This is a genomic window from Pseudomonas sp. Emmai (assembly GCF_055179735.1).
The window spans coordinates 6,664,707-6,677,039 of sequence record NZ_CM143685.1 but is presented as its reverse complement, the minus strand read 5'-3'; the positions used below and the strand labels follow the sequence as shown (position 1 = coordinate 6,677,039).

The 12,333-nt window shown below is 53.1% G+C and carries 8 protein-coding genes and 1 tRNA gene; 1 reads left to right on the top strand and 8 read right to left on the bottom strand.

Annotated elements, in window-relative coordinates; all coding sequences use genetic code 11:
* Position 1: 1 nt before the first annotated feature.
* From virB5 to ACY4LX_RS30725, 4 genes are all read right to left on the bottom strand, one after another.
* Positions 2 to 751, bottom strand: coding sequence for a P-type DNA transfer protein VirB5 (virB5, locus tag ACY4LX_RS30740; RefSeq protein WP_463258646.1), 750 nt, complete (start codon positions 749 to 751; stop codon positions 2 to 4).
* Between the two features lie 335 nt (positions 752 to 1,086).
* The gene (locus ACY4LX_RS30735) at positions 1,087 to 1,341 is read right to left on the bottom strand and encodes a hypothetical protein (protein WP_463258645.1); all 255 of its coding nucleotides are present in this window, start codon (positions 1,339 to 1,341) and stop codon (positions 1,087 to 1,089) included.
* A gap of 17 nt (positions 1,342 to 1,358) precedes the next feature.
* Entirely contained in the window at positions 1,359 to 2,198 is an 840-nt protein-coding gene (locus ACY4LX_RS30730; protein WP_463258644.1) for a hypothetical protein, read from the bottom strand.
* An 826-nt stretch (positions 2,199 to 3,024) separates the two neighbouring features.
* Complete coding sequence (locus ACY4LX_RS30725) at positions 3,025 to 3,492, bottom strand: plasmid fertility inhibition factor family protein (RefSeq protein WP_463258643.1); 468 nt, start codon at positions 3,490 to 3,492, stop codon at positions 3,025 to 3,027.
* A gap of 45 nt (positions 3,493 to 3,537) precedes the next feature.
* Between ACY4LX_RS30725 and ACY4LX_RS30720 the strand changes: the two genes are divergently transcribed.
* Positions 3,538 to 4,560, top strand: coding sequence for a hypothetical protein (locus ACY4LX_RS30720; RefSeq protein WP_463258642.1), 1,023 nt, complete (start codon positions 3,538 to 3,540; stop codon positions 4,558 to 4,560).
* 340 nt (positions 4,561 to 4,900) lie between these two features.
* Here the strand turns inward: ACY4LX_RS30720 and ACY4LX_RS30715 are convergent, their stop codons facing one another.
* The 4 genes from ACY4LX_RS30715 to ACY4LX_RS30700 form a co-directional block, all read right to left on the bottom strand.
* A complete protein-coding gene (locus tag ACY4LX_RS30715; RefSeq protein ID WP_463258641.1) occupies positions 4,901 to 6,772 on the bottom strand; it encodes a hypothetical protein in 1,872 nt (623 codons plus the stop codon).
* 430 nt (positions 6,773 to 7,202) lie between these two features.
* On the bottom strand, positions 7,203 to 8,276 hold the full coding sequence (locus tag ACY4LX_RS30710; protein WP_463258640.1) for a site-specific integrase: 1,074 nt from the start codon (positions 8,274 to 8,276) through the stop codon (positions 7,203 to 7,205).
* A 125-nt stretch (positions 8,277 to 8,401) separates the two neighbouring features.
* A tRNA-Ile gene (locus ACY4LX_RS30705) sits at positions 8,402 to 8,478 on the bottom strand.
* A 15-nt stretch (positions 8,479 to 8,493) separates the two neighbouring features.
* Complete coding sequence (locus tag ACY4LX_RS30700) at positions 8,494 to 12,240, bottom strand: bifunctional diguanylate cyclase/phosphodiesterase (RefSeq protein ID WP_463258639.1); 3,747 nt, start codon at positions 12,238 to 12,240, stop codon at positions 8,494 to 8,496.
* Positions 12,241 to 12,333: the final 93 nt, after the last annotated feature.

The following is a 12,333-nucleotide window of genomic DNA, read 5'->3' as shown; positions in this document are numbered from 1 at the left end:
GCTATTCTCCACGGCTGTTGAGCTGGACTGCCTGAGGACGAACCCATCCACGACGTGCATTGCTCTTTGCATTGAGTTCGGATTGCCGCTGCTGTTGTAGGCTGTCTTCAGCGGCGGCGACCATGCCGTACATCTGAAGCTTTGTTTGCTCGTTCTGAATGTTTGCCTGTTCAACCGAAATGCGGCTTTGCAGCTCCGCGATGGCCTTGGGGTCTTGAGTGTTGTTGATTTCGGCCATGAGCTGATCAATCTGCCCCATACGTGCTTGGGCCGCGCCGTAAGCTTCCAGGGCGAATCCTTTATCCTGAGCCCCCTTCACTGATCGCGCTTCACAAGAAGTGCGCTCGAGCTCGCTCACGATGTGAGCGCATCCATCGTAGGCTTGGTTATTTTCATAGATGCTCTTGGCCGATCCGCTCAACCCTGAATAACCGCTTTTTTTCACGCTGTCGTAAACGTCTTGCCAGTCGTTTGGCAGGTAGTTCCTCAGCTTGGGGTTATTCATTATCTGGCCGAGATCACGAGAGCCCGTGGTCGATTCATATTGGCGAACCATCTGCTGATAATCCGTTTGCATCTGGTCGTACTGCTGCTTCATCCCGGCAATTTGCTGCGTCCATTGAGCCATCGTTTGTACTTGGTTCAACGTTGCGGGTATGTCGCTGGTGATGGTTACCGGGATTTGGGCCTGCGCAGATATTGGTACGGTGAGTGCGCTGATGATGGCGAACGATCTCAGGTGAAAAATCATGTTGTCGCTCCTAATCGGGTTGGGGCGAACGCAGAGCTGTCTTTCCAGCTGTCCGGCGACTCTTTTTATCGAGCTACTGTTCCCGCCAGTCAGGGCTTGTCTAAGGCCCGTATCCAGTACGCCTTTGCGGCGCTCTTGGGATGTGGTCTATACGGCGCGTCTTTCCGCTGCTTGTCCGGTGGCTCTTTCTATCGAGCTACTGTTCCCACCTGTCAGGGACTTTCTTTTCAGTCCCATCACCCAGTACGCCGAAGCATTCTTAGGGTATTAAAAAATTTACTGCGTTCAATAATAAGATTGCTTGATGAGTATGCTTCTCCGTTACAGCGAAGAGCTTATGACCAAGATGTGCGGTCTATCATTATTTTGTCTGATAAGTAGGGGATATTGGCAAGCTCATCCAATGCCATCTCTACAGTTCTGAACCAGTATGGATGGTTTTGCTCATCCGTTACCGGGTGTTCGATTGTGCCGTCCGATACAGTCAGCGCGAAGCCTTTTGCATAATGCGCGTGCAAAATGACCTGGATGTTGCCGGAGTGCTCCAGGCTATCGCAGTAGTTTTCAAGTTCCTTGAATTGTAGCTGCATTGTCGTTGCTCCATTGGTCAATTGATTAGCATCTTTCTTTTTAAAGTTGCTATCGCTTCTTGCCCGACACCGCCGTTCTGCGACCTTTTGTCTGCAATGGCTATTGCACCACTGCTAGGTTGAAGTTTCCCCTGGTGGTAAATTTTTAAAAGCCCGTGGAATAACTGCGTGATGGTTGTCTTTACTTTTTTGGCTGCAATCGCAGCCGCCAACTCATCTAGTAATTTTTGCGCGTCTGTATCTGAAACCTGTAGCAGGGCTTCTTCTATTGATGCCTGTGCTGCCCGAGACAGTTCGTGAGGGAAAATCAGGCGGTTTGTTGTTGTATTGTTATTTTTATAGTTATTGTTAGGGTTATAGTTACCCGCCCCCCTAGGTATATGGGATAGATAGGGTACTGATACCCTGTTTTCTTGGGCATGACCTTCTGGCTTCCCTCTCCGGCTACCCCCGGCTTCGGGGTGGATGGTAGCCTTGTTGTTTTCTCCATTGATCTGGGAACTATAGTCATCCACAGGCCTGTCCATGGGCTGGCGATGGGGTATCGATACCCTATCGGTAGCGTCACAGCGGTGGTTTTCTCCCTGATTAACGCTTTGGCTCGACGCTTGGAATTCCTGGATTAGCATCTCGCGATACTCGTCGCACTCTTGCAGTCTTTCCGCCATGTCATCCAGATAGTCTGATATCCAATGCGCAGGCATTTCTCTGATTTGCTTGATGGATTTCTGACGTAGCGTTGGCGCTAGCGCCATTTTCGGGGAGTTATGTTCCCACCAAATGCGAACCCATACGAAGCTGGTTTCGGCGTCGTATTTTATGAAGTCGGAGTCACAGAGGCGTTTCAGTACTGGCATGAATTGTGACTCTGTGTCCCATCCCATTTCTGCCGCAGCAATCCGTGGGACGATAGAATAACTACCAACAATGTTGCTGGAGGTGCATGTTAATAGATAGACGAGAGTTGCTCGGTCTTCTTGAGTGCGCCCAGCCATCTTGGGTGAGTTCCAAAATTTCTTGTCGTTGATCGTCCGTTGCCGACCCATAGTAAATCTACCTCAGGTCAGTATTATTGAACGTGTGCTTCGCTTTTTGGTGCTTCAAGCTGTAGTGCTACATTGACTTGCTGCGTACGAAAGTATATGCGGCGGCCGATCCGTATCATGGTGGGTTTAAGTTTTCTCGATAGGTCGGTGTCCGAGTAGAGTGAGACCCTTAGCCCATCTGTCGAGCGTCCAAGTAGCTCGGCCAAATCAGACAGCTGCATTAGTGCGCCAAACTTTCCAACCAAATATGCTTCAGTGTTCATCGTGGTTTTCACCTTTGTTGATGCAGGTTGAGCAGCGCTCGGGAGTCTGCAAGCTTGTGGAGAAGTTAGACGATTATGAGCGTAAGTTAGTTGCTGTCAAACTTGTTGGTGACACGGATTGCCCAAGATGGATAAGTTTGGTATTCGGTGTGTCGCCATATAACTACCAGCGTGGTATATCTTGGCTTTTTTGTGATTTGAAAAATTGCCAGTAATTCAAGGGGTTATAATTAATTTCATTTTTTTGGCAAAAAGATGGTTTTTTTTGATGCTCATGCTGTTCAGAAAAGCTCTGAGCAGGGAGGTTTACTGCATGTCGTAGGTATTCGGTCTAAATGCGTGCTTCTGTGAAATCTAGAAGGCCTGCAGCGGATCTAGGGCGCGCAGTGGGCCTTCAATGCGTTGACCTCCGAAATGTGGCACATCACGGGTATCCGCTTCGCTCCTGCAAAATGCAGGTAGCGCGTGCGATGGCGACCGTTTGTGTACCCGATGTATTTCAAGCGATACACCACGGCCTTCTTAAAAAACCGCCATTTTCGTTCGTATTGAACGACATCCCGCTCATTGAAAGAGATGACCGGCATTTCGACTGGCTGCTCCCGAGGCCCAGGTGGTGCTAAGAAACTAAAAATCCCTTCCCGCTTGTCCGGTTGCCAATCCTCTACTGGTGCAAGCACATACCCCCGTACGTCCTGATTGGAATAGTGGATCAGCTTCTCCACGTCGACCTCTACCACCTCGTAGTTCACGTAGCCAGGCCTGCGGCGGAGGGCGACGCTTTGGTAGTTAGGATGGTCCTTGCCCAACTGCACATGGAATAGTTCGTCGTCTTGCGACATTGTTGTGCCCTTGTCTAATTCTGGTTGCAGGGAAGGAGTGTGCTAGTGAGCGAGATGGCTGGCAAGGTGGGCGTTCTGTCCCTTGGGGTCTCTGATCGGATGATGGGGGCCTCACGGGCGTTGTGCACCATTAAATTCTCGATGGATATGAACTCCCGATATTATTTTGAGCAGGAGTATCAGAACGACTGGATGGACAGTAGTGGTACCTGCGCTTTTTGGGGGCATTCATTTCTACGTACTGTTGTGCCTTTTCTCGACTGGGAGGAATCGCAGTCGGAGCGATTCAAAACCCTTGTTGATCCTCGCTATGTCCTTGGTGCAAGCATCAAGGGGAAGCCTCAAGACGTCCCTGAAAAGGAGATAGCGGAGAGGATTGAGAGCTACTCGACTAACTTTACGTGGTCAAATAAGGCTCTTTACACCTGGTACAAGCCCTTGGCCATATTGACTGCGCATGAAGGTAAGCATCGTGTTGCATTCATGCGTACGCATGGTAATAAACCGATTGCTGCCTGGGTTGATGAGCAGAATTATCCTGCTCCCAAACGAATTCAGCTCATAGAGCCAGCAACGCGGCAGGATGAGTGGTTCGCTCTGTTAGACGGGCGATACCTGCAAGTACTCCAGAGACCCTATACCTCGGTGACGTTGCTACGGGAGTACGGTGTGGCGTCCTTCAGATGGCATCAATTGAAGGATCTTCCGTCTGAAGACCTGGTCAGAGACACGGTTTATCACCGTCGACTGCACAAAAGACAGGAAACAAATAGCGAGGCTGATCGAACCCTGGATCTACTTGAACTTGTTGCTGTGGTCTCGGCCCCGGTACCTGAGAGTAAAAGCGTCCGTCTCAACCTATTGATGCTGGATAATCTGAGGTTTGAAGCGCTCCGATATGCTCGATGGCCAGGGAGCCTGTTGGCTCTGAGTTTGGTTGCCAAGCTAGTCGACGGTGTGTTTGAGCTTCCCGCGTTTGCTGAGGTTGCAAACGGATTATTTTGTGCAGCTTTCGCTATGGCATTCGCGCCAATGTTGATGGAGTGGAGGCGGCGGAAATCAACTTAGCCAGCTAGCTTTCGGTGACACGATATGCTGTGATAGAAATGTGAGCTGATACCGTTCGGAAAAGTTCAGATCAGCGATTTCAGATACAAAAAAGCCGCCTTTTTATAGGCGGCTCTTTGCACACTATGCGTTTACAGTGCGCAACTGCATGGACTTGACCACCCATTTGCATTGACACTGACCAGTTAATTGAATCCGTGGCGACAACCGGGTTGCATTCGATTTTACTGACACACGCCGCAGCGATGACCGGCAGAGAGCGGCCAAAAGCAGTCAATCCAAACGAGGTTTTGACCCAAAGCCCGCTCGCCGACACTAGCATCATTGCAGTCAGAGAGAGTTAAAATGTAGGCAACTTATCAAGAAAATCTTTAACGCCAATGACCTGCGTGCGTGCGCCGACGATAGGATAGATCAGGTTGCCGCGAACCTTCAACTTTTCGTCATCGGTAACAAAATAATCCGCAATTCGGGCATGGCCTATATGTTCATTATCACGATAGCTGCTTGCAATCCTTTTGAAATTCGAGAAATTTACCGACTCAGTTCCATAGTTACAAAAGTCCAGAACCTCAAGCAATTCATGAATTGCGCCTCTTATCTCGTGAGGCTCAAGCACCTGCACCCTTCCTGACTCAATGAACTCGGTGGCATATTTACGGAACTGGAAGCTCCTTCGCAGTTGCGCATGGTCAGCGAGAATTTTATTCTCGCTCTTTGCAAAAAAATCGGCCCCAGATTCGGCCAAGGCACTGCTTAAAGCTTTCCCCCTTCTGAACTCAGGGTACTCATGATAATGCTCGATAACCTTGATGAATTTTTGTTTCTCAAATTCCTTGGCGGCTGCTTTCTGCCTTTCTGTCCTTGCTAAGGTGCGAGTGATATCTTCCTTAACAAAGCAGGGTATATGATCTATGGTACCGATCATTTGCCCTTGGGTAAGCGCCAAAAGTTCGTCTATGTAGTCTTTGAGGAAAAAAGGATTCATATTGACTGCATCGGCGACTAGGTATGAGCTATAAACAAATGAAACCAAACCTTTTTTCTGCTTTTCTAGGCACATGGCTCTGCCCGCCTTTTTTTTCAAAAGATTCGATACAGCATTTGTATCCAAGTAGACAACCAAACCTTTCACGTCTATTGTCTGAAACTCCACATCGCGCCGATCGATGTCATGGCTCATTCCGAAAAAGCGGTCCATGGCGTCAACTGAGCCGTATTGGAGTAGCGCAAGTCTAAAATCACGGATTGCTATGTTGGCCTTTCTTACCAAGTCCTGGCACTCTTGGCGCTTGTCGATACTTAGTTTTCCGATGATGCGAACGTCATGATTCACTAGACTACCTAGTAGCATCAATGCAGCTGGGGAGTTAACTCGAAACAGCTCAGAAATTTCATGTAAAATATTTTTGTGATCACGGTCTAAAATTCCTGCGGCATTATGAAGATCGTTCCAGGCTCCTACTAATGTCTCCCAGTCGTAGCTGGTTTTAGTCAAGTGTGGGCGAGGTGTTTTGCTTAATATTTCATTTAATTGAATGAGTAATTGAAATTCTTTAGTGCTCTGAACTGAGGTTAGCTTCTCAATGTCGTCGAAATTTTTTATTAGGCAATTATATAAAATATTACTGGCCGATATCTCAAGAGTAGAAATTAGTTCATGTCGGCTCGCAAGATTCAGTCGCGTTGTTTCAATTCTTTGAGATTCTTCTGCCGTTGGTTCCATACGACCTATGAAGAAATGTTTTTTCTTGAGTGGACCCATGATCCAAAAATATTCATCCGGTGATTTCCATCTCAAACTTGCTGGCGCTCTCAGCTCATCAATATCAAAGGGGGCGCGATTGTCTGGCATAAACAGCACAGTTTCAGACGAAATTGCATTTGGAGTAATATCAAAAAGAGCTCCTTCATCATCCATCCATATAGCATGATGTTGGGCAATGAAATAATCCGCATCCGCCCAAAGCAACCACCCAAATATAACATTTCCTCCTTTCAATAAAGTATGGTCAATGCAGTTGTACCAACAGTATGAAATCAGACTTTCCGGCTGAGGATTCATAGTCACTTCGATGACTTCATGGTGCCTAGGGCTTGCCTCAATCATCACACCCGTGACAGGCTTTACTGGAGCTGAGCGCAAAAAATCGCAGAATGCTTGGAATCTTTCGCAGTTTTGAGTTGGGATTATTGGGGAAATGCTACTCATGAAGTCGTCCTTAGATCATAGGAGTGCAGGTGCTAGGTTTTGCCCACTGCTTGCGTACCTTATAGCAGCAAGCACAACCTACGTGCCAAATGTTACATCCAGCTATAGCGGGGCTGCGTCATAAGTCTTATATGCTCCACACACGATTCAACTTCAGACGCATACCATTCCGAAAAAAGATGCTGAGCTTTCGATAAAATCGACCCTACGCAGCCAGGAGAGTCGCTCATCAGCGGTCATTCTCAAATGATTGCTTCGGGTTGATTGCTGCCGGTCACGACCGACAGCAATGCGCAGCTCTCTGCCGCTCATGGTCACGAAGCGTGCTGGTCAAAATGTAGTCAGATGGTCAAGTGGAGTTCAATTTCGCATACTGAAAAGCTCCGAAGATGAGGGGGGGGGGGGCGAGGCCAAAATCCCCCGTCTTAAATTAGTAAGCTTCAGCGCCAGGTCTCGTTATTTTGTCCAGTTTACTGACGAGGTCTTCGGCTCGCAGGTGTGTGTAACGCTTAAGCATCTGCATCGATTTATGCCCACTGATAGCTGATACCTCCTGGTCGGACAGTCCGCCTTCGACAAGCCGACTTACTGCTTCATGGCGCAGGTCATGAAATCTGAAGTCAGGTAGATCAAGTTTCTTCTTAAGCTGACCCCAAATCTTGGTGAAGGTATACGGTCGACGCTTCCCGTCTTTCCCAGGCTCACCGAAAAACACCAGATTGCAGTCGATTGGTCGCACCGGGTTATCCATCGCAGCTTTGAATACTTCAGTGGCGCGCTTGCTCAGTGGAACGGTTCGAGAGCCGTCGTTCTTCGTGTCTGAGAGACGTATGACACGCTTTGCCAGATCCACTTGGGGTCGCCGTAGGGATGAGATCTCTGACGAGCGCATACCCGTTTCCAGAGCGATGCAAACAATCCAGCCCAGCATAGGGTTGCTGTGTCGATTCACGGCCGCGAGCAGAAGGCGTTCTTCCTCCGGTGATAACCTTCGGTCACGACCATCCCCAGGGCTTGGCTTACGGATGTTCAGCACTGGGTTGAAGGTCAGACCCAACCCCCACTCCTGAATCGCTACCGTGTACAGGTGGCTCAATAGGGCCAGTTCGAGGCGCACGGTGTTATTGCTGATGGTCCCACCACGGCTGGGTTCGTTCAGGCGCTTGTCACGATAACCGGCGATGATTTCAGCGGAGAGGGCAGCCAGTGAGTATTTGCCCAGGTGCTCGATGAGCTTCTTGGCTTTCGAGGTTTCGCCACGCTGAGTGGTGGGCTTCTTGGTGGGGGTTATGTCGCTCAGGTAGCGCTTGAGTGCAGCCTCTAGCGTCATTTTCTCCGAGCCGCTACGCCGGATGTACACGCCACGCACCATTTCTTCTTCGGTACGCCTCGACCAGTCCTCCGCATCACGCTTTGTGCGGAAGGTTTTGGCGACAGTGGGCCAGCCATTTTTACGAATGAGCGCCTTCCAGGTGCCGGAAGGGGTTTTGACGAGAGTAGCCATGAGAGGGTGCTCCTAGGCGGCTGGCGAACCAGCACTGTACCTAAATTGTACCCTTGGACCATAGGACTGCATCGGACATGGTTCCGCCAGAAACACGAAAGCCGCGCAATGCGCGGCTTTGAGTATGGTGGGCCCACACGGACTTGAACCGTGGACCAAAGGATTATGAGTCCTCTGCTCTAACCAACTGAGCTATAGGCCCTCAGTAGGCCGCGGATTATAGCGATGGTTTCTCGGCTGTGCTATCCGAAAAATCCGATACGGCTATACGAAGAAACGTCGCGGCGAATTCTTCAGGCGGTAAGGGCAGGCTGACGATGTAGCCCTGGATCTGTTCGCAGCCTTCGAGGGCGAGGAATTCTTGCTGGGCCTGGGTTTCGACGCCCTCGGCGATGATGGTGAATTGCATGCTGCGGCCGAGGGCGATGATGGCTCGCACAATGGCCGCGTCGTGGGGGTCATCCGGCAGTCCGCGGACGAAGGACTGGTCGATCTTGAGGATGTCCAGCGGCAGGCGCTTGAGGTAACTGAGGGACGAATAACCGGTGCCGAAGTCGTCGATCGCCAGTTGTACGCCCAGGTGTTTGAGTTGGTGCAGCACGGCCAGCGCTTCTTCAGCCTGGCTCATGATGAAGTTTTCGGTAATTTCCAGTTGCAGAAATCCGGGCTTGAGGCGGTTGTCCTTGAGCAGTTGTTCGATGCGGCCGAGCAGGTTCGGCTGGCGCAGTTGTGCGCCGGCGAGGTTGACCGACAGTGGGCCGAGGCTTTCGTAGAGCTGGTTCCATTCAAACATCTGCCGGCACGCGGTCTCGAGTACCCAATCGCCGATCTGCAGGATCATGCCGTTTTCTTCAGCCAGGGGAATGAAGTGCTCAGGGGGCACGTCACCGAAGGTCGGGTGGCGCCAGCGTATAAGCGCTTCGGCGCCCACCAGGCGATGGTCGTCGAGGCTGATCTTCGGTTGGTAGTACAGGTGCAATTCATTGCGCTCTATGGCGCGCCGCAGTTCGTGTTCCAGCGCTATGCGCTCGCTGGCCTGGGCCGTGAGGTCGCGGGTGTAGCTTTCGACCCGGTTGCGCCCCTTGGCCTTGGAGCGGTACATCGCCGCATCGGCGTTTTTGACCAGCGTGGCGACGTCACAACCGTCCTTCGGATAAAGACTGGTGCCGATGCTGGCGCTGATGAAGAACTCGTGTTCACCGGCCTGGAACGGTGCGCAGAAGCAGTTGAGCAGTTTGGTGGCGATGTGGTCGGCATCGCTGGCTTGCTGCAAGCCGGGCAGCAGAATGATGAACTCGTCGCCGCCCAGGCGCGCGACCGTGTCGATGTCCCGCAGCTGCTCCTTGAGGCGCACGGCGATGCCTTTGAGGAGCAGGTCGCCGACCGGGTGGCCGAGGCTGTCATTGATGTGCTTGAAGCGGTCGAGGTCGAGGAACAACACCGCGCCTTGGCCGCCGTTTTCCTGCTGGTTGTTGAGCGCGGTCAGCAGTCGGCTTTCGAACAGCGTGCGGTTCGGCAGGCCAGTGAGCGGGTCGTGGTGCGCCTGGTAATCGAGCTTGGCCTGGGCGTGCTTGAGGCTGGAGATGTCCGCGAACACGGCGACAAAGTGCGTGATGAACTTGTCGCGGTTGCGCACGGCGCTGATGGTCAGCCAGCTCGGGTACAGTTCGCCGTTCTTGCGCCGGTTGGAGATCTCGCCCTGCCAATGGCCCTCGTCGGTCAATTGATGCCACATCGCCGCGTAGAACGCGCTGTCATGCAGGCCCGAAGCGAGCAGGCGAGGGGTGTGGCCCAGTGCTTCGCTCTCGCTGTAACCGGTGATTTCGGTGAAAGCGCGATTGACCGCGCTGATGTGCTGCTGGGTGTCGGTGATCAACACGCCTTCGGCGGTGCTCTCGAACACCGTGGCGGCCTGTTGCAGTTTCTCCTGCATCAGGTGGCGCTCGGTGATGTCCCGGGCGATGGTCAGCATGCAATCTTCATCGCCGATCGGCAGCGGCCGGCTGGACACTTCGCAGAGGCGGATCTGCCCGTCATTGCGGCGGATGTGGCAGCTGAAATCCCGGACAAAGCCATCCCGATGCAGCAAGTCGAGCATCTGTTTGCGTTCGTTCAGATTGACCCAGATCCCCAAGTCCAGCGCCGAACGATCCACTGACATCGCGCTGTTGAAGCCCGTAATGCGGCTGAAACCCTCGTTGACCTCCAGCAGCAGGCCATCGCTCTGCCGCGACAGCAATAAGCCGTCAGGCGAGGCGTGGAAGGCCTTGGCGAACTTTTCTTCGGAGGTTTGCAGCTGTTGCTGGGTTTCCTTGAGCTGACTGATGTCCCGCACCACGACCACCAGTGCGGGCGTCGTATCGAGATCGAACGGCTCGGCGGAAATAAGGCCGGTGAACACCTGGCCGTTGTTGCGGCGAAAGGGCATCTCCAGATTGCGGATGCTGCCGGCCTGCAACCGTTGCAGCAAGCCCGGCCCAACCCCCGGAATGCCCCAGATGTTCAAATCGGTGGCAGTCTGGCCGATGACGTCCCGGGCCTTGAGGCCAATCTGCTCTTCAAAGGCTTCGTTGACCTCCAGCAGGCAGCCATCGGACAGCCGCGCGATCACCAGGATGTCCGGGCATTGCTGGAACACCGAGGCGAACTTCTGTTCCGACAGGCGCAGCGCCTCTTCCGTACGCTTGGCGTCGCTGATGTCGATCATCAGCCCGCGCAGCACCGGTTCATGGCCGTGCTCGATCAGGCTGACGATATCGCGCACCCACAGGCAGCGCCCATCGGCTGTGATGACCCGGTAATCGACGCTGTGATCGCGTCCGGCCAGCACTTCATGGTCGCAAAAGGTCTGGGCGCGGGTCAGGTCCGCGGGGTGGATGATGTTGCGCCAGAACCCCGGAATCAGCCAATGGGACAGGGGATAGCCGAGCAGATCCTCGGCGTGGGGCGACACGTAGCTGTAGGTGAAATCGCTGATCCGTGCTTCCCAGGCAATGGCCGACAGGCTCTCTACCAGCCCGCGATAGTGGTATTCGCTGCTGCGCAGTTCCTGTTCCAGATCGATTCGCCGTGCGATTTCCGAGCTCAGGCGGCGATTGATCCGGATCACCACCGCCAGGATGATGATCAGCAATACCAGGCCCGGCAGCCCGTAGACCAACAAGTCGGACCAGAAAGTCCGGTGATCGAGGACGTTGCCGACCCAATGCTCTTGAATCGCACTGATTTCGCTCGGGCTCATGTCCGCCAGGACTTTATCGATGATGCCGACGAGCATTTTGTTTTTCGGCGGCACCGCCATTGCCAATTGATAGCGATAAGGCGTCTCGCCGCTGACATAGAGCCCGTCGAGCTTGAGCTGGCGCAGGCTCCAGACGCTGGAGGCGAGATCACCCACCACGGCATCCACTTCGTCGGTGGCCAGCGCCTGTAACGCCGAGCTGACGTTGGGCATCGCCACCAGGTTCAGATCCGGATGATGGGTGCGTAGCAGCTCATGGGGGGCGTAGTTTTCCACCACGGCGATTTTCAGGCCGTACAGGTCTTCGATTTTGCGCGGCTGGGCGCCTCCGACATGGGCGAGGATGACAATCGGAAAATCCAGGTAGGGGCGGGTGAACGACAGGTAAGTCTGGCGTTCCGGGGTCGACATGATGCCGGGCAACAGGTCCAGCTTGCCCTGTTTGACCTGTTCCAGCACCACCGTCCAGCTTACGGGCTCGATGGGGGTGAGCTTGATGTCCAGGCGTTGGCGGATCACGTTGATATAGTCCGCGGCCAGGCCCTGGTAGCGCGCCTGTTCGTCGCGGAACTCGAAGGGCGGCCAGGACGCGTCGACGCCCAGACGCAAGTCCGGGTGAGCCGCCAGCCAGCTACGTTCTTCGTCGGTCAGAGTCAGCGCGCCAGCCGTTGCGGTCCAGGTCATCAGCGACAGCAAAAAAAGCACGGTCGGCAATCTGGGCATAACGGTCTCGTTATGGCTCGGGGGGAATGTTTCGAGTGTAGACGGGCAATTCGGCGGGAGGGTGGTGCGGGGGATTTAATCTGTATAAAGCAA

What these genes read in the sequence shown, in the direction of transcription:
- virB5 (WP_463258646.1), bottom strand. Translation starts at nt 751, where the DNA reads ATGATTTTTCACCTGAGATCGTTCGCCATCATCAGCGCACTCACCGTA.
- ACY4LX_RS30700 (WP_463258639.1), bottom strand. Translation starts at nt 12,240, where the DNA reads ATGCCCAGATTGCCGACCGTGCTTTTTTTGCTGTCGCTGATGACCTGG.
- ACY4LX_RS30710 (WP_463258640.1), bottom strand. Translation starts at nt 8,276, where the DNA reads ATGGCTACTCTCGTCAAAACCCCTTCCGGCACCTGGAAGGCGCTCATT.
- ACY4LX_RS30715 (WP_463258641.1), bottom strand. Translation starts at nt 6,772, where the DNA reads ATGAGTAGCATTTCCCCAATAATCCCAACTCAAAACTGCGAAAGATTC.
- ACY4LX_RS30730 (WP_463258644.1), bottom strand. Translation starts at nt 2,198, where the DNA reads ATGCCAGTACTGAAACGCCTCTGTGACTCCGACTTCATAAAATACGAC.
- ACY4LX_RS30725 (WP_463258643.1), bottom strand. Translation starts at nt 3,492, where the DNA reads ATGTCGCAAGACGACGAACTATTCCATGTGCAGTTGGGCAAGGACCAT.
- ACY4LX_RS30735 (WP_463258645.1), bottom strand. Translation starts at nt 1,341, where the DNA reads ATGCAGCTACAATTCAAGGAACTTGAAAACTACTGCGATAGCCTGGAG.